16 protein-coding genes are annotated in these 21,665 nt (G+C 74.4%); 5 read left to right on the top strand and 11 right to left on the bottom strand.

Features of this window, described 5'->3' with window-relative positions:
• Window positions 1-210 precede the first annotated feature (210 nt).
• Both C1A33_RS38175 and C1A33_RS27050 read right to left on the bottom strand, forming a co-directional pair.
• Window positions 211-1,686 carry an LLM class flavin-dependent oxidoreductase gene (locus C1A33_RS38175; RefSeq protein ID WP_101834469.1) on the bottom strand — a complete coding sequence of 492 codons (1,476 nt, stop codon included), beginning with the start codon at window positions 1,684-1,686 and terminating at the stop codon, window positions 211-213.
• A 51-nt stretch (window positions 1,687-1,737) separates the two neighbouring features.
• Window positions 1,738-2,517 (bottom strand): crotonase/enoyl-CoA hydratase family protein, encoded by a 780-nt coding sequence (locus tag C1A33_RS27050; RefSeq protein WP_101834467.1) that lies wholly within the window; start codon window positions 2,515-2,517, stop codon window positions 1,738-1,740.
• A 389-nt stretch (window positions 2,518-2,906) separates the two neighbouring features.
• Here C1A33_RS27050 and C1A33_RS27045 point away from each other — a divergent pair, with 389 nt between their 5' ends.
• Entirely contained in the window at window positions 2,907-5,078 is a 2,172-nt protein-coding gene (locus C1A33_RS27045) for an acyl-CoA dehydrogenase family protein (protein ID WP_101834466.1), read from the top strand.
• 177 nt (window positions 5,079-5,255) lie between these two features.
• On the opposite strand, the gene C1A33_RS27040 is transcribed toward C1A33_RS27045, so the two are convergent.
• A complete protein-coding gene (locus C1A33_RS27040; protein WP_101834464.1) occupies window positions 5,256-7,232 on the bottom strand; it encodes a M13 family metallopeptidase in 1,977 nt (658 codons plus the stop codon).
• 89 nt (window positions 7,233-7,321) lie between these two features.
• Between C1A33_RS27040 and hglS the strand changes: the two genes are divergently transcribed.
• Entirely contained in the window at window positions 7,322-8,767 is a 1,446-nt protein-coding gene (gene hglS, locus C1A33_RS27035; protein ID WP_101834491.1) for a 2-oxoadipate dioxygenase/decarboxylase, read from the top strand.
• 635 nt (window positions 8,768-9,402) lie between these two features.
• Here the strand turns inward: hglS and C1A33_RS27030 are convergent.
• The 5 genes from C1A33_RS27030 to C1A33_RS27005 all read right to left on the bottom strand — a co-directional run bounded on the left by C1A33_RS27030 (window position 9,403) and on the right by C1A33_RS27005 (window position 15,453).
• On the bottom strand, window positions 9,403-10,326 hold the full coding sequence (locus C1A33_RS27030; RefSeq protein ID WP_101834462.1) for a universal stress protein: 924 nt from the start codon (window positions 10,324-10,326) through the stop codon (window positions 9,403-9,405).
• Between the two features lie 309 nt (window positions 10,327-10,635).
• Window positions 10,636-11,082 carry a universal stress protein gene (locus C1A33_RS27025; protein ID WP_101834460.1) on the bottom strand — a complete coding sequence of 149 codons (447 nt, stop codon included), beginning with the start codon at window positions 11,080-11,082 and terminating at the stop codon, window positions 10,636-10,638.
• Window positions 11,083-11,272: 190 nt separating this feature from the next.
• Window positions 11,273-11,542, bottom strand: a complete 270-nt coding sequence (locus tag C1A33_RS27020) for a DUF1876 domain-containing protein (RefSeq protein ID WP_101834458.1) — start codon at window positions 11,540-11,542, stop codon at window positions 11,273-11,275.
• A gap of 70 nt (window positions 11,543-11,612) precedes the next feature.
• A complete protein-coding gene (gene hypF, locus C1A33_RS27015) occupies window positions 11,613-14,069 on the bottom strand; it encodes a carbamoyltransferase HypF (RefSeq protein ID WP_207770525.1) in 2,457 nt (818 codons plus the stop codon).
• Window positions 14,070-14,226: 157 nt separating this feature from the next.
• Window positions 14,227-15,453 (bottom strand): EAL domain-containing protein, encoded by a 1,227-nt coding sequence (locus C1A33_RS27005; RefSeq protein ID WP_243407990.1) that lies wholly within the window; start codon window positions 15,451-15,453, stop codon window positions 14,227-14,229.
• 289 nt (window positions 15,454-15,742) lie between these two features.
• On the opposite strand from C1A33_RS27005, the gene C1A33_RS27000 reads away from it, so the two are divergent.
• On the top strand, window positions 15,743-18,391 hold the full coding sequence (locus C1A33_RS27000) for an EAL domain-containing protein (RefSeq protein WP_133150850.1): 2,649 nt from the start codon (window positions 15,743-15,745) through the stop codon (window positions 18,389-18,391).
• Between the two features lie 18 nt (window positions 18,392-18,409).
• On the opposite strand, the gene C1A33_RS26995 is transcribed toward C1A33_RS27000, so the two are convergent.
• Both C1A33_RS26995 and C1A33_RS26990 read right to left on the bottom strand, forming a co-directional pair.
• Window positions 18,410-18,691 carry a hypothetical protein gene (locus C1A33_RS26995; protein WP_101834452.1) on the bottom strand — a complete coding sequence of 94 codons (282 nt, stop codon included), beginning with the start codon at window positions 18,689-18,691 and terminating at the stop codon, window positions 18,410-18,412.
• Between the two features lie 39 nt (window positions 18,692-18,730).
• Window positions 18,731-19,309, bottom strand: a complete 579-nt coding sequence (locus tag C1A33_RS26990; RefSeq protein WP_101834451.1) for a TetR/AcrR family transcriptional regulator — start codon at window positions 19,307-19,309, stop codon at window positions 18,731-18,733.
• A gap of 86 nt (window positions 19,310-19,395) precedes the next feature.
• Between C1A33_RS26990 and C1A33_RS26985 the strand changes: the two genes are divergently transcribed.
• A complete protein-coding gene (locus tag C1A33_RS26985) occupies window positions 19,396-20,277 on the top strand; it encodes an SDR family oxidoreductase (RefSeq protein ID WP_101834449.1) in 882 nt (293 codons plus the stop codon).
• A gap of 13 nt (window positions 20,278-20,290) precedes the next feature.
• Here the strand turns inward: C1A33_RS26985 and C1A33_RS37620 are convergent, their stop codons facing one another.
• Window positions 20,291-20,413 carry a hypothetical protein gene (locus C1A33_RS37620; RefSeq protein WP_279354705.1) on the bottom strand — a complete coding sequence of 41 codons (123 nt, stop codon included), beginning with the start codon at window positions 20,411-20,413 and terminating at the stop codon, window positions 20,291-20,293.
• 233 nt (window positions 20,414-20,646) lie between these two features.
• On the opposite strand from C1A33_RS37620, the gene C1A33_RS26980 reads away from it, so the two are divergent.
• Window positions 20,647-21,552 carry a Rieske (2Fe-2S) protein gene (locus C1A33_RS26980; RefSeq protein WP_101834447.1) on the top strand — a complete coding sequence of 302 codons (906 nt, stop codon included), beginning with the start codon at window positions 20,647-20,649 and terminating at the stop codon, window positions 21,550-21,552.
• Window positions 21,553-21,665 lie beyond the last annotated feature (113 nt).

The raw sequence follows: 21,665 nt of genomic DNA, 5'->3' as shown, positions 1-21,665 counted from the left end.
TCACCCGGCATGGTCCCGCGATCGGGATCCGCCAACGACGCGCCGCGCGGTGCCCGCGCTCCTTCCACCACCGTGCCCCGAACTCCTCCGAGTCGACGCCACAGAGTATACGGAGGCAGGAGCAAAAGAGTACTCAAAGCCGCCCGCCCGTCATCCGCCGCGAACCGGGGCCGCGCCGGCGGGCGGCCGGCCCGGTGCGTCGGCGGCGGCTCAGTGACCGGACCGCGGCCGGGCGAGCACCTCCTGGGCGAGGGAGGCGACGTGGGTGCCGTCGCGGCCGTGGATGGTCCCCGACACGAGCCCCCGCCCGCCGGCTGCCGACTCGCACGACATCTCGAACAGCGCCCAGTCGTCGAACCGGACCGGCCGGTGCAGCCACAGCGTGTGCGAGAGGCTCGCGACCATGGTGTGCGCGGGATCGAGCCCGGCCGCGCGGGTGACGACGAACGCGGTGTTCAGGTCACTGGCGTAGGTCAGCGCGCGGGCGTGGGCCGCCGGGTCGTCGGACAGCGGCGTGCGGCTGCGCATCCAGACCCGCCGCTGCACCCCCTGCCCGCCGCCGGCGAAGGGCATCAGTTCGACGATCTCCAGGGGCGCTCGGCCCGGGTAGTCGTCGGTGGGGCCCGGGTGGTGCACCGCCCGCCGCGGCGGCACGACCCCGGCCGGGAAGGGCCGCGCCACGTCGGCGCCGTCCTCGCCGCGGTGGAACGACGCCGTCATCGTGAAGATCGCCCGCTCGTCCTGTGTCACCGTGACCTGCCGGGTCAGGAACGAGCGCCCGTCGCGCACCCGATCGACCCGGAACAGCACGGGCCGCCCGGGCGCCCCCTCGCGCAGGAAGTAGCCGTGCAGCGAGTGGACGGCGAACCCGGTCGGCACGGTGCGCTGGGCCGCCCCCAGCGCGCGGGCCGCCACCTCCCCGCCGAACAGCCGCGCCAGGCCCGGCGGCGCCACCGTCGGCGCGCGGAACACGTCGGCCTCCAGCGGCACCACGTCGAGCAGTGCCAGCATGCTCACCTCACCGCCATCGTGGGCCGAGTGTGGACTGACCATCGCTGCATCCCTCGCTCCCACCCGCCCGACGAGTGCGCCCGCGCGACGGGCCCGCGCCCCGGCCACGGCGCGGCGGGCCCCCGCCGGGGCCATCGGGGCTTCGGGGCCGTGGGCGAGCAGGTCGCGGCCGGCCACGGCGAATCCTGTCCGACGAGGCGGGCGCCGCGCAACGTCAGCTCGCTTACCGTGGGTGTCACCCAGGCGCCGTGATTCGCCCTCCCGCGGGGTGCCGACGACGGAGAAGGCATGCAGCATCTCGTCGGTGATCACGTCGGCCATGGCGTCCCACTCGCCGCGCTTGGACAGGGTGTTCAGCTCCGTCTGCGCCTCACCCCAGCCGTGCAGGTCGAGGACGGGCCGGTAGGCGGGGGTGGAGGCGTAGAAGGCGATCTGCCTGCGGGTGCCGAACGACGCCGCGGCCATCTCCTCCTCGGTGCGACCCACCGTCATGAAGGACGGGCCGGCGATCGCGAAGCCGTCCAGGTCGGCGTGGCCGCTTCTCGCCTGCCCGCGCAGGGCGTCCGGGCGTCCCCGAGGCAGTTCCTTGTGGCTTGTGCCGGCCCGGGCGCTACCGAAGATGCCGTAGCCAGGGTCGAGGGTGTGGGCGACCGCCTCCAGCCGGGGCAGGCCCACGGCGTCGCCGCCCAGTCCCGGTACGGCCCCGTCTCGGCGTCCTCGGCCATCTCAGCGGCCCTTCCACACGGGCGTGCGCTTCTCGGCGAACGCGCTCGCGCCCTCCCGCGCGTCCTCGGAGGCGAAGACGGGGTTGATCAGCTCGTCCTGGCGCCTCCAGCCGTCCTCGACGGTCCAGTCGCCGGCCGAGCGGGCGATCTGCTTGGTGACCGCGACGGCCAGCGGGCCGTTGGCGGCGATGGTGGCGGCGAGCGCCACCGCCTCGTCGAGGGCGCCGCCGGTCGGCGTGAGCCGCTGGACGATGCCGAGCTCGTGGGCGCGCCGGGCGTCGATCGGATCGCCGGTGAGCAGCAGTTCCAGCGCCGCGCCGAGCGGGATGCGCCGGGGCAGCAGCATCGCGGCGCCGGCGGCGGCGACCAGCGCCCGCCTGACCTCCGGGACGCCGAAGCGCGCCGTCTCGGCGGCGACGACGATGTCGCAGGCGAGCAGCATCTCGAAGCCGCCGGCCAGCGCCCAGCCCTCCACCGCGGCGATGAGCGGCTTGCGCGGCGGCGCCATCGTCAGGCCGGCGAAACCCCGGCCCTCGATCATCGGATACTCGTCGTGCAGGAACCCCTTGAGGTCCATGCCCGCGCAGAAGGTGCCGCCCGCGCCGGTGATCACCCCGACCCGCAGCTCGTCGGACGCGTCGAGCTCGTCCAGCGCCACGGCGACGCCCCGCGCGACGCCGAGGGTGGCCGCGTTCTTCGCCGCCGGCCGGTTGAGGGTGATGACCAGCACGCCGTCGCGACGCTCGGTCAGGACCTCGGGTGCCTCGCCTGTCTCAGCCATCCCGTCCCCTCCGCTCCACTCCTGCGGACGCTTCCACCACGCCCCCGGCGCCGCCCCGCGGCCCACCGGGCCACCCACCCGCACATTGAGGGTACTTAAGTTACTCAGTGTGCTCAAAAAGCGCCGCGGGTCAGCGCGGCGCCGTCCGGATGGCGCCGTCGAGACGGATCACCTCCCCGCGAGGCCGGACGCGCCGCCGGTGACGAGGGCGGACTTGCCGCTGATGTCCATGGGGACTTCCGTTCTGTGGAGGAGCCACCGGCCGGCGGGTCGGGCGCGGCGACGCGCCTCGATCGGTTGTCTGTCACACCATCGGGGTTGTCCGCTACTGGGACCACTGTTACTGGGACCACTGTGGTTGTCCCTACCGGGTCGAAGGAGAGCAGGTCATGGCCATCGCGATCAGCGAGGAACACCGGGAGTTGGCCCGCACCACGCGGGCGTTGCTGACGCGGCACGAGGCGCGGGCCGCGGGCCGCGCGTTACTGGAGTCGGCGGACGCGCCGCTGCCCGGCTTCTGGAAGGAGTTCGCCGACCTGGGTCTGCTCGGCGTGCACCTGCCCGAGGAGCACGGCGGGGGCGGCGCCGGGCTCGAGGAGCTGGTGGTCGTCGTCGAGGAGCTCGGCCGCGCGGTCGCGCCCGGCCCGTTCGTGCCCACCGTCGCCGCCTCCGCGGTGATCGCCGCGTGCGGCGACGAGACGGCGCGGGCCCGCCATCTGCCGGGCCTCGCCGGCGGGGACACGGTCGCCGCCGTGGGCCTGCTCGGCGACCTGCGCCTGGCCGACGGGGTGCTGTCCGGGCAGGTGCCGGTGGTGCTCGGCGGCGCGCTGGCGTCGCTGTTCGTGCTGGTCGCCGGGGACGACGTGGTGATCGTTGCGGCGGACGCGCCGGGGGTGTCGGCCGAGGTGCCCGCGGCGCTCGACCCGGGTCGCCGCTCGGCCCGGCTGCGCCTGGACCGGGTCCCGGTCGCCGCCGGCGACGTGCTCGTCGGCGCCCGCCCGCGGGCCGAGGCGCTGACCCGCACGGTGCTCGCGGCCGAGGCGGTCGGCGGGGCGCTGGAGACGGTCGAGGTCGCGACCGCGTACGCGAAGGTGCGCGAGCAGTTCGGCCGGCCGATCGGGGTGTTCCAGGCCGTCAAGCACCATCTGGCGAACATGCTGGTCGCCGCCGAGCTTGGCACCGCGGCGGTGTGGGACGCCGCCCGCGCCGCCGGGGACGGGGCGTCCGACGAGGTGTTCGCGCTGGCGGCGGCGACGGCGGTGGCACTGGCCGTCCCGGGGTTCGCCGACAACGCTTCGCTGAACATCCAGGTGCACGGCGGCATCGGCTTCACCTGGGAGCACGACGCGCACCTGCTGCTGCGGCGGGCGACGACCCTGCGCGCCGTGTTCGACCCCTCCGCCGCCGCCGCGGATGTCACCCGGCTGGAGCTCGCCGGGGCGGTGCGGGAGTCGTCGCTGGAGCTGCCCCCGCAGGCGGAGGCCCGGCGTCCGCAGGTGCGGGCGCTGGCCCGCGAGCTCGCGGCGCTGCCCGTCGCCGAACAGCGCGAGCGGCTCATCCAGACCGGCTACGTCCAGCCGCACTGGCCGCGGCCGTGGGGCATCGAGGCGCCCGCCGGCCTGCAGCTCGTCATCGACCAGGAGTTCGACGAGGCGGGGGTCACCCGGCCGTTCTACAGCATCACCGGCTGGGTGATCCTCACCCTTGTCCAGCACGGCACCGCCGACCAGGTCGAGCGGTACGTGCGCCGGGCGCTGGCACAGGAGGAGATGTGGTGCCAGCTGTTCTCCGAGCCGGCCGCCGGCTCCGACGCGGCCGGCATCCGCACCCGGGCCGAGAAGGTCGAGGGCGGCTGGCTCGTCAACGGCCAGAAGGTCTGGACCAGCGGCGCCCACCTGTGCCGGCGGGGCTTCGCGACAGTGCGCACCGACCCGACGGCACGCAAACACGCCGGCATCACCATCATGATCATTGACATGGAGCATCCGGGTGTCGAGGTCCGCCCGCTGCGCCAGACGACCGGCTCGGCGGAGTTCAACGAGGTGTTCCTCACCGACGTGTTCGTCCCCGACGCCGACGTCGTCGGCACGCCGAACCAGGGCTGGACGGTCGCGCGGGCGACGCTCGGCAACGAACGGGTCAGCATCGGCGGGGGCGGCGGGGGCGGCGACTTCGACGTCGACGACCTCCTCGGCCTCTACCGTGCCCACGGCGCCGGGGTGCCGGCCGCCGCCGAACGGGTCGGCGGCCACCTCGCGACAGGCCACGCGCTGCGGGCGCTGAACCTGCGCAGCGCCACCCGAGCGGTCACCGGCGACGGACCCGGCCCGGAAGGCAACATCACCAAACTCGTCCTCGCCGAACGCGCCCGGTCCAGCGCCGACCTCGCCCTGGCGTTCGCCGGCCCCGCCGCCGCGTTCGCCGAGGGTCCCGGCGAGGCCGCCGGTCGGCTCGCACTGGCCTGGCGCGGCCTCACCATCGCCGGCGGCACCTCGGAGATCACCCGCAACCAGATCGCCGAACGCATCCTAGGCCTGCCCCGCGACCCCCTGCAGAAGTAGAACCGCCGACCGGCCCGGGTGGCCCAGTTCCGGGCCACCCGCGGCGCGGCCCGGCCCAGCGATCGCGGCCGCGGCGCCCGCCCTGGCCGACCGCGTCGAGACCGGAACCATCGGCGTCAACCACTACGCGCTCGGCCTGGCCGCCCCGTTCGGTGGCGTCGAGATCGCCGAAGCGGGCTACCAGATGCGGACGCGGTCGGCGGGGTCGAGCCAGAGGCCGTCGCCGGGAGCGGTGTCGAAGACCTCGTGGAACTCGTCGAGGTTGCGGACGATGTTGGCGCGCAGCTCGGGCGGGCTGTGCGGATCGATGGTGAGGTACTGCCGCTCGAGTTCGATCCGGCGCTTCATCCGCCACACGTGGGCCCAGTTCAGGAACAGCCGGCGGCGGTCGTCGCGCGGCGCCTCGCCGCCCTGGGAGAGGCCGTAGGCCTGGTGCGCGATGGTGAGGCCGCCGAGGTCGCCGATGTTCTCGCCGACGGTGAGCGCGCCGTTCACCTTCTCCCCCGGCAGGTTGCGCGGCTCGAGCGCGTTGTACTGCTCGACGAGCTTCGCCGACTTCACCTCGAACGCCGCCTTGTCCGCGGCGCTCCACCAGTCGTTGAGGTTGCCGGCGCCGTCGTACTGGGCGCCCTGGTCGTCGAAGCCGTGGCCGATCTCGTGGCCGATGACCGCGCCGATGCCGCCGTAGTTCTCGGCCGGGTGGGCCTCGGCGCTGAAGAACGGCTTCTGCAGGATGCCGGCCGGGAAGCAGATCTCGTTGGTGCCCGGGTTGTAATAGGCGTTGACGGTCTGCGGGAGCATCAGCCATTCGTCCCGGTCGACGGGCGTCCCGATCTTGGCGAGCTGCCGGTCGGTCTCGAAAGCGGCGGCGGCCAGGGCGTTGCCCATCAGATCATCCGGGCTCACCCGCAGGCCGGAGTAATCCCGGAACCGGTCGGGATAGGCGATCTTCGGCCGGAAGGTGTCAAGCTTCTCGTACGCCCGCCGCTTGGTCTCCTCCGTCATCCAGTCCAGCCGGGAGATCGACATGCGGTAGGCCGCGAGCAGGTTCGCGACGAGCTCGTCCATCTGCGCCTTGGCATGCGGCGGGAAATGACGGGCGACATACTCCCGCCCCACCGCCTCCCCGACCGCGCCCTGGACGAAGGACACCGCCCGCTTCCACCGGGCCCGCAGCTCGGGCGTGCCGCTGAGGGTCCGGCCGTAGAAGTCGAAGTGGGCCTCGACGAACGCGTCGGGCAGGTAGGACGCGGTCGCGCGCAGCACCTGGGCCGCCAGCCAGTCCCGCCACGTCTCGATCGGCGTGTCGGCGAGCACCGTCGACAGGTGCGCGAGGTACGACGGCTGCCGCACGCACACCTCGGCGAGCGTCGCGTGCGGGCCGGTGAGCTGCCCACCGAGGCCGCTGACGTACGCGTCCCAGGCGAAGGCCGGGCAGAGCACGCTCACGTCCTCGACCGTCATCAGGTTGTAGGTCCTCTGGACGTCGCGGGTCTCGGCCCGCTCCCAGTGCCCCTTGGCGAGCAGGGTGTCCAGTTCGAGGATGCGCCCCGCGGCGCCCTCGGGGTCGGGGTGCTCCCCCAGGTCGAGGATGCGGGCCAGGTAGGCGAGGTACCGCTCGCGGATCTCGGCGTACTTCTCGTCGCGGTAGTACGACTCGTCCGGCAGGCCGAGGCCGCCCTGGCGCACGTTGACCAGGTAGCGGTCGGAGTCGCGGTCGTCGGTGTCCACGTAGGTGCCGAACAGTCCGTGGCCGCCGGCGCGCTCGAGCGTGCCGAGCACCGCGGCGAGCTCGCCGATGTCACCCAGCCCGCGCGCGGCGTCCAGCAGCCGCCGCACCGGGTCCAGCCCGCGCGCCTCGATCGTCTCGACGTCCAGGAAGGACTGGTAGAGCGCGCCGATCCGCCAGGCGTCCTCGTCCTGGCTGGCTGGGCTGCGCTGGCCGGCTGGGCTGCGCTGGGACGCGAGGTCGGTGATGATGTCGCGGACCTGCCGCTCGGCGGTGTCGGCGAGCTGCACGAACGGGCCCCAGCTCGAACGGTCGGACGGTATCTCCGTCTCGGCGAGCCATCGGCCGTTCACATGGCCGAAGAGGTCGTCCTGCGGTCGGACGTCGAGGTCCATGCCCGGGCGGGCGTCGTCGAGAATGCTCACGAACCGACAGTCTCCATTCGATCCGGCGTTCAGGAAAGGTCCACGGGGTTCCGGCGCGGCCCGGCGGGCAGGGACCAGAGGTGCCCGAGGTGCGGTGGGAGCCCCATCAGCTGCGCGCCGCGTTCGCCCGCCGGCTGTCGGAGCTGTTCGGACGGGACGTCCCCGCCTACCCGACGCTGCTCGCCGCGACCCGGGAGGTGAACCTGCGGGTCCTGGGCAGCCAGGGCGCGCGGGCCGAGCGCCTCGGCGACCTGTCCCGGGTGGGTGACGAGCGGCACGGAGCGATCCGGGTGGGCACACCGCGCGAGCTGTCCCAGGTCGGGCGGATCTTCGCCGCGATGGGCATGTATCCGGTGGGGTTCTACGACCTGCGCGAGGCCGCGACGCGTGCGGTGCCGGTCGTCGCCACGGCGTTTCGGCCGCTCGACCCGCCGGAACTGGCCCGCGGCCCGTTCCGGGTGTTCACCTCGATGCTGGTTCCCGGCGACCGGCGTTTCTTCACCGCCGATCTCGGCCGCCGTCTCGACCATGCCCTGGCCGATCGGACGTTGTTCCCCCCGCTGCTGCTGGACCTCGCCGACCGGGCGATCGCCTGGCACGGACTCGACCCTGCGGATGCCGAGTCCTTCCTGGCGCTGGCGACGGACGCGCTGCGGCTGTCGCCGGAGCCGGTCGACCGCGCGTGGTTCACCGAGCTGTCCCGGGTCTGCGCCGTCGCCGCCGACATCGGCGCCGGCCGCACGACACACCTGAACCATCTGACGCCACGCGTCCTCGACATCGACGAGCTGTACGCGGTGATGCGCGGACGGGGCCTGGAGATGATCGACACCATTCAGGGCCCGCCCCACTGGGCCGGCCCGGACCTGCTGCTGCGCCAGACGTCCATGCGGGCCCTGGCCGAGCACCGCCCGTTTCGGGAACCCGACGGCACGATCACCCACGGCACGGTGCGCGTCCGCTTCGGCGAGGTCGAGTCGCGGGGTATCGCGGCCACCGTCCGCGGCCGCGCCCTCTACGACGAGCTGACCGCCGAGGTCGAGGAGACCGTCGCCGACGCGACCCGGTCCGCCCCGGTCCCCGCCCCTGAGCGGGCGCGGCTCGCCGCGGAGCTGTGGAACCGTCGGGTGCCCGCCAGCGAGGCCGCGCTGGCCCAGCACGACCTGGCCTACTTCACCTACACGGTGGAGCCGGACGGACGCCACCCCGGCGGCCCACCCCCGCTCACCCTGCCCGATCTGCTCGACCAGGGCTGGATCCGTGCTGAGCCGATCGTGTACGAGGACTTCCTGCCCCGCTCCGCCGCCGGGATCTTCCAGTCGAACCTCGACACCGCCGGCCGCCGCGACGCCGCCGCCCCCGGCACCGAGCTGGACGCCGCCTGGCTGGCGGGCGCCCTCGGCCGCCCCCTGCGCGATCCGCACACCCTGTACGACCGCCTGCGGCGGGACTCCGTTGCCCGAGTCGCCGAACAGCTGGGCCTGCCCGGTCGCCTCCTCCCCGTGACCGTGTCCCCTGGAGACGACGCCCCCTGAGCTCGGCCGGCGGCGTCCTCCCTGCAACCTCCGGGACGCGGATACCCGCCCGTCACGCGCCACACCATCCGCTAGCCCGTCCGATTGCCCCGGCCGGTCCCGACGGTCAGCAGGGTTTCGTGCGTCACTGTGTCCACTCTCCGGTTGGCCGGCCCTCACCGACCGATCGATCGGTCCGCACGTTCCCGCGGTAACACCGTTTTTCGCCCTTCTGGTGATCGTCCACCGACGCAACACCCACCGAGGAGGACGCCGAGGACCTCGCGGAACTCGCCGATCTCGCCCTCAACGCCGACAACGTGCCCGCCGAGGTACTCGGAGACGCGATCCGCCGCTGGTCCGGACGCCTCGCCGCCGGCACCTGCCTATGGCTGTGCCTCATCGCCGTGTCCGACCAGAAGAAGATCTGGCAGACAGACGGCCAGCCCTCCGATCAGCAGATCACCCTTCTACCAGGACTGATGCACTGTCGTCTCGATTCTCGTGGATCTTTAGCAGGCGCGGTCGCCGCAGCCGCAGGAGACGTCGCCGTTGGTGATGGCGCGGGCCATGGCCGCGCGGCGTCGACGGTGCAGGGTCACGCCGCCAGCGCGTACCTGGGTACCGAATGCAAGCCCGAAACAACCCGGAAGCGACTACCGGGCGGAGTCGGGAACGACGACGACCGGGCAGTGGGCGTGGTGGACGCACTGGTGTGCGGTCGCCCCGAGCAGCAGGCCGGTGAAGCCACCGGCACCCCGGGATCCGAGCACGAGCAGGCGGGCGGCCGCCGCGGCGGTGAGCAGCGTCGTCGCGGAACCGCCGAGGGCGAGTCGGATGTCGACGTCGATATCGGGCACCTCCGCCAGGCCCGCGCGGACGTGGTCGTCGAGCGCCTGCCGCACAGTGCGTTCGATCGCCTCGCGGTCGGTGTCGGCGTGCTGACCGAGATGCAGGCCGAGGGTCGGCAGCCAGGCGTGGACGACGTGCAGGGGCGCGGCGTGCAGGACCGCCTCCGCGGCGGCCCAGCGCAGCGCGTTCAACGACGTGGCCGAGCCGTCGACCCCGACCACCACCGGTGCCGTGGCGGCGGAATCGGTGTCGGCGGCGGATGCGGCGTCGGCGGCGGATGCGGCGTCGGCGGCGGATGCGGTGCCGGCGCGCACCACGACGACGGGACGCGTCGCCTCGTGCAGGCAGGCGGCGGTCACCGAGCCCACGAGGTAGCGGTGCAGTCGCCTGCTCCCCCGGAGCCCGACGACCAGCAGGTCCGCGGTCGACGACGCGGACAGCAGCGCCTCGGCGGCGTCCGCGTAGACCGCGCGTTCCGTGACGGGCACGGGCCGGCGGGGATCGCGCGCCCGGGCGACCGAGTCCTGCAACACCCGCAGGGCGGCGCCCTCGACGCTGTGCGAGCCGGGCGCGTAGGCGCGCTCCCGCACCTCCCGGGGACAGTCGTCCGGTGCCCAGGCGAGGACGGTGTCAAGACGATCCCCCCGCAGCCAGGCCTCGCCGACGGCCCACCGCAGCGCCGCGTCGGCGTCACGCGAACCATCCACACCCACCACGATGCCGGCCATCACACCCTCCGTTCCCGGGCGGCGGCTGCCCCGACCCGCCTCCAGCGTCCCCGCAGTGGCCCGGATGGGCGAGCGCGGAGCAGCCCCGCCATGATGATCTTCAAGAGGCCTGTCGGGAGGCCTGTCAGGAGGCGATGTCGATCGCCAGCCTCGGCGGGTTCGCCAACTCGTGCACCTGGAAGCCGACCCGGCCGTCCACGCCCAGGCCGAGGTGGACGTATCCCAACCACTACGTCCCTTGTTGTTCCCGTGCCCTCGGGCACCAGGAAAGGCATTGGTCATTTGGAACGGAGCGAAAACTCCTGATCTTCATGCGGAGTTCTGCATAAGTCCCGCCCGGACGACGGCGACCGGGCAGGCGGCATGGTGGACGCACTGGTGGCTGACGGAGCCCAGCGTCAGGCTGGTGAATCCGCCGCGGCCCCGCGATCCCACCACGACGAGGCTCGCGTCGCCGGACTGCCCGATCAGGGCGCGCGCGGGCGCGTCCTCGACCAGCACCGGTTCGACCCGCAGGCCCACCGTGTCCTCATGTGCCTGGTCGAGGCAGTCGTCCAGCAACGCCCTGGCCGCCTTCTCGAAGGCGGTGACGTCGACGCCGCCGGCCATTCCCGTCACGGCCGGCGGGCAGTGCCGGGGGTCCCAGGCGAGCAGCACGACGAGCGGGGCCTTCCGTCGTCGCGCCTCGGCCATCGACCACCGCAGCGCCGCGTCGGCGTCCGCCGAGCCGTCGACTCCGACCACGATTCCACCCATCGCCGCACTCCTCAGCTCTGCTCCTGTTCCCCGCACCGACGACTGTCCTGTATCCGAGGATGGCGATCAGGGGACGTTTGTGCAGGTCCGCGCACAACCTTTGCTCGGAAGGCACGGGACCTTCGGCAGGGTGTTCCGCACTTCGTGTCCTTTCCGGCTCCGCCACCGTGACCGCCCGCGCGTCCGGTTCTCACGGGTGCACCCGCGCGCGCGTGCCGGTCACGGTCTGGATGTCGTCCGCAGCCGTTCTGCGCAGTTTGCGCGCCAGCTCCGCCAGTGCTCGTGACGCCGCCACCTCCGCGCCTATCTCCGGAATGTCGTAGTCGTCGGGATCGCACCGGGCGACCCCGGACGCCAGCACCTCCTGGCCAGCGCCGCACCGCAGCATCGCGTCGGCTCGCGTCTCGCCCTCGTCCTCGGACAGGAAGATCTCCACCGTCCAGGTGTCTTCGCGGATCATGAGACCCCACCACCTTCCGCCTCCAGAGCTCCGTCTCCAGAGCTCCGTCTCCAGAGCACAGCCTGCCCCCTCACCTCCCGGTCATCCGCGCGGCGGCGACGGCGGCCTGGCCGTAGCTCAGCCCGCCGTCGCCCGCCGGCACCCGCTCGTTCAGCAGCGGTTCGAGACCGGCGTCCGCCAGCGCGCCGACGACGCCTGCGGCCAGGCGCTGGTTGTGCAGCACGCCGCCGGACAGACAGACCGTGCGCAGGCCGTGCCGCCGGGAGACGTCCTCGCACAGCGCCACCGTGACGGCAGTGATCGTCGTGTGGAAACGGGCGGCGAGGATCCCGACATCGACACGGTCGGCGAGGCCGTCCAGCAGGGCCCGCAGAGTCGGCCGCGGATCGTAGACGAGCAGCTCCCCCTCGCGCGCCAGCCGCCAGGGCAGCTCGCCACCGACATCGCCGTCGTGGGAGCCATCGCCGTCGTGGGAGCCGGCGGCCGCTTCCAGGGCCAGGGCGGCCTCGCCCTCGTAGGTGATGTCGTCGCGCAGCCCGAGCAGTGCCGCCGCGGCGTCGAACAGCCTGCCCGCGCTGGAGGCGACGGGCGTGTTCACCCGTCGGTGGATCATTCTGGCGATGACCGCCGCCTCGCCCGCCGGCAGGCGATCGAGCAGCGGCGCGGCGAGGTGCGGGCCGCCGGTCCACCGGCCGAGGTCGCCGTCCTGATCGCCGTCGCCGAGTTGCTCGGCGCCGAACAGGTAGCCCAGGGCCATGCGGGCGGGGCGGCGGATCGCGGCGGCGCCGCCGGGCAGCGGTGCCCGGGCGAAGCGGGCCACGCGCCGGTAGGCCGCCAGGTCCGCGACGAACACCTCGCCGCCCCACAGCGTGCCGTCGTCGCCGAGTCCCAGGCCGTCGTAGACGACGCCGATGAACCGGCCGGTCACGCCGTGCTCGGCGGCGCAGGACGCGGCGTGCGCGTGGTGATGCTGCACGGGGATCCGCCGGTCGGCGGCGAACCGTTCGGCGTGGCGGGTCGACAGGTAGTCGGGGTGCAGGTCGTGGGCGACCACCTCGGGGGTGATCCCGACCACCGCGGACAGCTGCGCGAGGGTGCGCTCGAACGCGGCCAGCGTGGGCGGCGAGGCCAGGTCGCCGGTGTGCGGCCCGACGACCGCCGTCGGGCCGGCCGCGAGGGTGAACGTGTGCTTGAGCTGGCCGCCGACGGCGAGCACGGGCCGGGAGGCGGCGTGCGGGAGCGGCAGGGGGCACGGCGCGTAGCCGCGGGCGCGGCGGATCACGGTGGCCCGGCCCGCGACCACCCGGGCGACGGAATCGTCGTACCGGGAGCGGATCGCCCGGTCGTGACCCAGGAAGCCGTCGGCCACCGGGCCGAGATGTCGGCGGGCGTCGGCGTCGGCGATGGCGATCGGTTCGTCCGCGCGGTTCCCGCTGGTGACGACCAGCGGGCCGCCCACCTCGGCGAGCAGCAGGTGGTGCAGCGGCGTGGTCGGCAGGAACACGCCCAGCCGCGGGGCACCCGCCGTGACCTCGTCCGCCAACGTCGGCGCCGACACCAGGGCCGGCCCGGGGCGACGGCCGGCGTCGAGGAGCACGACCGGGCGGGCGGCGCCGGTGAGCAGCTCGGCCTCCGCCGTGTCCACCTGGGCGAGAAGCCGGGCCGCGTCGAGGTCGGCGACCATGACCGCGAACGGCTTGGCGGGACGATGCTTGCGGGCACGTAGCCGGGCGACGGCCGTGCCCGAGGCGGCGTCGCACACCAGCTGGTAGCCGCCGAGTCCCTTGACCGCGGCGATGCCGCCGGCGCGGATCAGCGTGACCGCGGCGTCGAGCGCGTCCTCGCCGTGGGCCTGGGCCGGCGCGGCCGGATCGACGTCAGTGGACCACCAGGTGAGCCGGGGGCCGCAGTGCGGGCAGGCGATCGGCTCGGCGTGGAAGCGGCGGTCCGCCGGGTCGGCGTACTCGCGCGCGCAGTCGGCGCACATCGGGAACGCGCGCATCGTGGTGCGTTCCCGATCGTAGGGAAGGCCGTCGATGATGGTGGCGCGCGGCCCGCAGTCGGTGCAGGTCAGGAACGGGTACCGGAAGCGTCGGTCCCGCGGGTCGAGCAGCTCGGCGAGGCAGGCCGGGCAGGTGGCGAGGTCCGGTGGGATCTCCCGCACCTCCGGCCGCGAGCCGCCGGCCGCACGCCGGGCGGACGTCTCGACCCGGAATCCGGAACCCGGGCTCGGCGGCGGCGAGGGCGGTCCCGTGGCGTGCACGGCGGTCACGCGGGCGTGCGGTGGCGCGTCGGAGCGCAGGCGGGTGGCGAGCGTGGCGAGGGCGTCGGCCGGCCCGGCGGCCTCGACGACGACCCGGCCGTCGTCGTTGCGGACACAGCCGTCCAGGCCGAGGCCGGTCGCGAGCCGGTGGACGAACGGCCGGAACCCGACGCCCTGCACGGTTCCGTGCACCTCCAGCCGCTGGGCCATCCGCGGGGCCACCGGCCCGGCCCGGTCGGGGGGACGGTCGTCCTGTTGGTGCATGACGCGCAGTCTGCGTCCCGGCCGGCCGTGTCACAAGGGCCGTTCGGGCCGACTCGCGACGTGGTTCAGGAGATGATCCTTCGCGCGGCGTGCCCCCATGCCGTGATCCATGGCCAGCGGGACTGACGAGCCTTCCGGCCAGGCCGCGGGCGCTGCCTCACAGCCGTGGGCAGAGCCCGTCGTGGACGTGCCCGGCGGGCTGGGCACGGGGCGCGACGCCGTCGGGGAGGCGCAGCCCGGCGCAGGCCGCCCTCACCGACGTGGCGGGACGGCCGAGCAGGAAGCCCTGGCCGTAGGGGATGCCCGCCTCGATGACGGCGTCGAACTCCGCGCGCGTCTCGATGCCCTCCGCCACCACCCATCCGCCGATCTCCTCGGCGACCCTGGCCAGTCCCGCCGCCACGGCACGGCGGGCCGGATCGGCCTCGATGCCCCGGGTGATGTAGCCGTCCATCTTGATGACGTCGGGACGCAGGTGGAGGAGCTGCTCGAGCCCCGAGTAGCAGCTGCCGACGTCGTCCACCGCGATGTGCGTTCCGTGCCCCCGCAGCATCTCGGTGGCGAGCAGCAGGTCGTGGTCGTCGCCGATGTGCTCGTGCTCGGTGATCTCCACCGCGACCCGTTCCGGCGTCCCGGTCGCGAGGACCAGGTCGAGCAGACCCCGGACCACGGTGTCGGGCGAGGCGTTCACGCTCAGCAGGACGCCGCGGGGCACGTCCGACAGCGCCCGCAGCGAGTTGCGCACGGCCGCCAGCTCCAGCTCGCGCCGCAGGCCGACACCCGCGGCGGCGGCGAACATGTTCTGCGGCTCCTGCCCGTCCGCGGTGAACCGCGCCAGCCCCTCGACGCACACGACGCGGCCGCTGCTCAGCTCGACGACCGGCTGGAACACAACCTCCGGGGCGCCCTGGTCGAGACACTCGCGCAGATGGCTCCAGACCGCGCTGCGCTCGTTCCACAGCTGGCGGAGGTCGATGACGAACTCGGTGAGGAAGGTGGCGAGCAGCCGCAGGATCCCGCGATCACCGTCGCGCAGCGCCGGGCACGGCTTCCTGGCGACGCATCCCAGCACGCCGTACTCCCGGCCCTCCGAGTCGTTGATCGGCGTCGCGGCGTAGGAGCCGATGCCGCGCTCCCGGACCACCGACAGGTCACGGGTGCGCGGATCGCCGCGCACGTCGGGCAGGAAGGACGGAAGGTCACCGTCGAGGACCTTCGCGTACAGGGAGCCGTCCCGGCTGAGCCGACGGCCGAGGCTCAGGCCGAACCGGCCGAGGTCGCCGCTGGCGACCTGGAGCACCAGTTCGTCGTCGTACAGCCGCCCGAGCCACGCCAGGTCCATGCGCAGGCTGCGGCGCAGGACCTCCAGCAGATCGACGAGCACCGTCCATGGTTCCCCTTGCGACGGCGCCTGCGCCTGGCCCCCCGACCGCGACGGGCCACACCACGCCGACTCCTCCACACCCGCGACCTACCCGTAGTAATCACCACCACACCAGATCGTCAGCTCCTCCTTGTGCGCGACCGCGACGAGGCCACGAGCCGGTGTTCCCACGGCGCGGACCGGGAAGGACATCGGGGTGGGTCCGCGCCTTCGGGGTCCGCCACCGGTCTGCCCGGTCCTCGCGCGACGTGCCGGTGGGCGAGCGGCGCGGCACCCCGTGGGGGGACTGGTGACGAACCGGAAGGGCCTGCACACGGACAGCCTGACCGGACTGCAGACCCGTGCCAGCCTGGCGCGGACGTATGATCCGGCCCTTGCCCGGATGCTGAGCGCCGGTCGGCAGGTCGTCCTGATGGCCGTCGAGCTCGACCATGCCCGGGACATCAGCATCGCGCTCGGCTACGACGCCGGCGACGAGCTGATCGCGACGTTCGCCCGCCGGCTGCGCATGGCGCGTCCACGGCCGCTGTCCGCCGCCCGCATCACCCGCGACGAGTTCGCGGTCCTGCTGCGCTGGCCACCCGCCGCACCGGCGGCGTCGACGCGGGTCGACCCGACCCCGGAGGGGCTGGCGCAGGCGATGCTCGGCCAGCTCACGGGCCGGATGCGGATCGGGGGCATGGAGATCGAGGTGGAGGCGACGGCGGGGCTGGCCGCGGCGCCCTCGTGCGGCGAGGAGGTCGACACGCTGCTCGCGCGGGCCGACGCGGCGTTGTGCGAGGCCCGGCGCGCCGGGCGGCGGATCGGGGTGTGGACGCCCGACGTCGCCCTCGCCCAGTCATGGGAATGGGAGCTGCACGCGCAGCTGCGGTCCGCGATCCGCGAGGGCGAGCTGGTGGTGCACTACCAGCCGATGCGCCAGGCGGCCACCAGGCGGACCACCGCCGTCGAGGCACTGGTGCGCTGGCGGCACCCGGTGCACGGCCTGCTGGCGCCGGCGGCGTTCCTGCCGATGGCCGAACGGTCCTCGCTCATCGTCGACCTGACCTGGTGGGTCCTGGACGAGGCCCTGCGCCAGTGCGCCGAGTGGCGACGGCGGGGGCTGTCGGTCTGCGTCTCGGTCAACGTCTCCCCGCGGGTGCTCTCCGACGACGCCCTGCCCCGGGTGGTCGACGAGCGCCTCACCGCCCACGGCCTCGACCCGGACGTGCTCACACTGGAGATCACCGAGGAGGCCCTCATCCCGCGGCCCGCCCACGCCGCCGCCATGCTGGCGCGGCTGCGGGTCCGCGGCGTGCAGTTGTCCCTGGACGACTTCGGCACCGGCTACAACTCCATGGAGATCCTCAAGGCGTTGCCGTTCAACGAGATCAAGATCGACCGGGGGTTCGTGTCGGACGCCCAGGGCAGCATGCCCGACATCGCGATCGTCCAGTCGGTCATCGACCTCGGGCACCGGCTGGGCCTGCGGGTCGTCGGCGAGGGCATCGAGGACGAGCACAGCGAGCGCCTGCTCACCGAACTCGGCTGCGACCTGCTGCAGGGCGTCGCGCTGTCCCCGCCGCGCCCCGCCGACGAGCTGACCGCCCTGCTCTCCCCCGCGCCCGGGCGCCCCGAGGACATCCCGGCGTACGTGGCCCACCCGCCACGGGCCGCCGGACCCGGCGAATCCCCGGACGCACCCGCGGCCGGGCGGCCGGACACCAGCGCGGCCGACGGTGCCAACCCGGCCAGCGGTGCCAACCCGGCGGAGAGGGCTGACGCGGCCGACGGTGCCAACGCGGCGGAGAGGGCTGACGCGGCGGAGAGGGCTGACGCGGCGGAGAGGGCTGACGCGGCCCGAGGCGCGGTGCCGGAGGGCGGCCGGCGGGCCCCCGAGCCGCCCGACGAGACGGACCGGTGCGCCGCGCTGCGCACCTACCGGATCCTCGACGAGCCCGCGGAACCGGCGCTCGACAGCCTCACCACGCTCGCCGCCCAGCTCGCCGACTGCGCGCGCGGCCGCCTCGTCCTCGTCGACGCCGACCGCGAGTGGTGCGCGGCCGGCGCGGGGGCCGGGGAGTCCGCCGCGCGGGTGGGGGCGGCCTCGCACGCCGTCGGCGCCGGTGACGATCTCGAGGTCCCCGACGCGGTCGCCGACCCGCGCTTCGCCGCCGCGTCGCGCCGGGATCCGGCCCGGGCCCGTTTCCTCTGCGCGGTCCCCCTGCGCACCCGCGGCGGGAACGCCCTCGGCGCGCTGTGCGTGCAGGACCCCCGGCCTCGCCGGCTCACCGCCGGGCAACGCGCCGGGCTGCACGCGCTGGCCGCGCACACGATGCACCTTCTCGACGCCCGCCGGGAACGGCTGATGGGCGAGGAGACCACGGCCGCCCTGCGTGACCTCGACCAGTTCTGGCGACCCCAGGACCTGCCCACCGCGGCGAGCCTCACCGCGGACGTGGTCCGTTCCCTGACCGGCGCGGACGCCGTCGGCGTGATGCTGGCCGACCTGCCCGGCGCGGCCGTCTTCCACGCGGCCGGCTCCTCGCACACCGACGGCACCGAGCCGTTCACCCGCGTCGGCATCCCACTGACCGCGGACGAGCACACCGGCCTGCGCATGCTGGCCCGCCTGCGCGATCCGATGTTCATCCCGAACGCCGCCGAGTCCTCGCTGATCCCCGCCGAGAACGTGCGTCAGCTGAACATCCGCTCGGCGCTGGTGCTCCCGCTGCCCGACGTCGGCGGGCGGCTGGGTCTGATCACCGTGCGCTGGACCCGGCCGATGGGTGCGCTCGACCCGCCGATCCTGCGCTCGGCGACCCTGTTCGCCGCCGCGGCCCGCTACACCCTCCTGCGCCTGCACCGCCTCCACACCCAGCGCGCGCACGACCCGTCCCCCGAGCCACCGGACACCTCCGACCACCACTCCGCCAACGGTCACGTCGACGTCCGGTAGCCGGCTCGCCGGGATGGGTCAGTTCTGGTCGGGGACGAGGACCCAGCCGTCCGGGGCGGGCTCGGTGCCGACGGGGCCGTTGACCCTGCGCAGGACGGCGACGTCGACGCCGTTCTGGGCGGCGATCAGGTCCCAGCTCTCGAACTCGCCGCCGCTGTCGACGACCGCCTGGGTGCTGTGGAACCCGGGAAGAAAAATCTCCGGTTCGCCGTCGCCGCAGTGGCCGTCCCTCGTCAGCCGCGGATTGTCCTGCAGCACCGTGTCGAGGGGGACGCCGGTGGCCTGTGCCAGCGCGGCCAAATCACCGTCGTCCCACTGACGAACGGCCAGGCGAAGCGGCTAGCCGAGGGACGCGCTCGCCGCTCGCAGTTCGTCCAGAGCGGCCAGGGTGTGGTGAGCGAGCTCGTCCCCGTCGGCGCGGTCGCCCTCCGACCACGCGGCGAACCCTCGCCGGAAGGCGAGGACGCCCAGTTCACCGGCGATGGCCGCGGTCGACTCGGGCACCCCGCGGGCGACCAGCGCGGTGGCCATCGCGGCCGCGAGGCTGACGCTCTTGAGGGCGTCACGCGCCCGCAGTTCGGTGCTGGCGGCGACGGCCGCCTTCAGCCGGGGCGCGAGCTCACGATTCAGCGGGCCCATCGCGCCGGAGACGCGCTCCAGGCCGACGGCGACCGCCTGTAGTGGGCTGGCGGCCGCGGGGGCCTCGGCGATCCCCTCGGCCAGCAGGCGGCTCAGCGTCTCCTGCCCGGCGACCAGCAGCTCGCGCTTGTCGGGGAAGTACCGGAAGAAGGTGCTCTTCGTGACCCCGGCGCGCTCGGCGATCTGCGCGACCGTCGTGGCGTCATAGCCCTGCTCGGTGAACAGGTCGACGGCGGCCACGACGAGGCGCTCGCGCGCTCCCGGCTCCCACCGTCCCATGGGACCATCATAGGCGATGGGACCTTTGTCCCATCACCCTGATACGGTGACGGGACAAGAGTCCCATCGTTGCGGGAGAGTCCGTCATGCGCGTCCTCGTCACCGGTGGCACCGGTCTGATCGGTTCCGCCGTCGTCGCCGAGCTCCTCGGCAATGGCCACACCGTCCTCGCGCTCGCCCGCTCCGACGCGTCCGCGCGGGCGCTGCAGGCGGCCGGCGCCGAGCCGCTGCCGGGCGGCCTCGCGGATCTGGCCGTCCTGCGCACCGGCGCGGGTCAGGTCGACGGCGTGATCCATCTGGCCTTCCACCACGACTTCAGCACCGCCGAGTCCGTCGCGGCGTCGGTTGCCGAGGAGGGGGCCGCTCTCGCCGTTCTGGGGGAGGCACTCGTCGGCAGCGACCGCCCGTTCGTCACGGTCTCGGGGACGCCCGCCGCGGCGGGCCGCGTCTCCACCGAAGCCGATCCGCCGGTGATCGAAGGGCCGGTCGGGGGTCGCGGTCGCGCGGTCGCGGCGGTGCTGGGCCTGGCGTCGCAGGGGGTCCGGAGCACGGCCGTCCGGCTGCCGCGCACGGTCCACAACGAGGGCAGGGGTGGCTTCGCCGGCATACTGACCGACATCGCGCGCCGGACCGGCGTCGCCGGCTACCCGGGCGACGGCACGCAGCGCTGGCCTGCCGTGCACGCCCTCGACGCGGCGGTCCTCCTCCGGCTCGCCCTGGAGTGCGCGTCGGCCGGGACGTCCTGGCACGCCGTGGCCGACGAGGGCGACCAGGTCCGCGACATCGTCGCGGTCATCGGCCGGCGTCTCGGCCTGCCCGTCAGATCGGTGCCGGCGCAGACCTACGGCCCGCTCGGCGGGATCTTCTCGGCCGACCAGCCCTCGTCCAGCGCCCACACCCGGGCGGCGCTCGGCTGGCAGCCGAAGCACCCGAGCCTGCTCGACGACCTGGAGAACCTCCAGCCCTGACGCGCGGGCGGGGCTACCGGGCGCCGGCGGGAGTGGTGGCCGCAGTGGTCAGGGCGCGCAGGGGGCGGGCGAGGGTGGTGCTGAAGAAGTCGAGCGCCGCCTCGGCGGCGGTGCGCTCGTCGACCGCGTAGGCCACTGCGGCGGCGCCGAGGCCGCCGGCGGTCGCGGACTCGCTCGACGGCGAGCACCCGTTACTGACCGGCGCGGGTCGCCCGGGCGTCCGCGGGCGTGTGCGAGGCGCGGGCGCGGGTATGCGCGGGGGGCGGCGCGCGCCACCGCGCGCCGGGAAGCGGCCTGCGCACCCGGGCGTCGGCGGGGAGCAGGGCACCGGACGCCGCGGGGACGTGGACGTCTCAGGAAGGGGTCGACATGGGCGGGTCCGAGCGGGTACTCGAGAGGCTCGAACGGCGACGGGAACTTGATCCGGTCGCGGAGCGCGTCGCCGGGTTCTGGTCGGCGCGGCTGCGATCCCCACGGGCACGTGACGTTCTCAGCGGCCGCGCGCTGGGCCATCCGCTGCACCCCGCGGCCGTGATCCTGCCGGCCGGCACCCTGCTGAGCGCCACCCTGCTGGACCTCACCGGCGGCGCCCGGGTGCGCCCGGCCGCGCGCCGGCTCGTCGGCATCGGGCTGCTGTCGGCCGCGCCCGCCGCCCTGGCCGGCTGGTCGGACTGGCTGGACACGGCCGGGGCCGAGCGCCGGGTCGGGCTCGTGCACGCCACCTCCAACATCATCGGCATCGGCTGCTACGCGGCGTCCTTCTGGGCGCGGCTGCGCGGCCGGCGCGGCGTGCTCGCGGGCCTCGCCGGAGCGAGCGCGCTCGGCGTCGGCGGCTGGCTCGGCGGCCATCTCGCCTACGCGCAGGGCGTCGGGGTGGACACCACCGCGTTCCAGCACGGCCCCGCCGACTGGACGGACGTGCTGGCGGCCGCCGAGGTCACCGAGACGCCGCGCAGCGTCGACGTCGGCGGGGTGTCGGTGCTGCTGGCCCGGGTGGACGGCCGGATCGTCGCGCTGGGCAACCGCTGCACCCACCGGGGCGGTCCGCTCAGCGAGGGCCGCCGCGACGGCGACTGCGTCCAGTGCCCATGGCACGGCAGCCGGTTCGCGCTGACCACGGGCGAGGTCGTCCAGGGCCCGGCGACCCGCCCGCAGCCGGTGTACGCCGTGCGCGAGGTCAACGGGCGGGTCGAGCTGCGCCGCGCCGAGATCCGGGCGCTGCGGGCGAATCCCGTCAGCCCGTCACCCGACCGGGTGCTCGCCGGCCGGCACTGACCCGCGTCCCGCACCCCCGAACACGTCGGGGGTGCGGACGTGCTCGGGGCGGAAGCCGAGGCCGATCAGCCGCCCCATGGCCCGCCGCCCGGCGACGGCCACGACCTCCGGCG

It is taken from the genome of Frankia canadensis (assembly GCF_900197875.1).
Lineage (GTDB): Bacteria > Actinomycetota > Actinomycetes > Frankiales > Frankiaceae > Frankia > Frankia canadensis.
The sequence above is the reverse complement of the archived record's forward strand: the minus strand, read 5'-3'. Positions and strand labels throughout refer to the sequence as shown.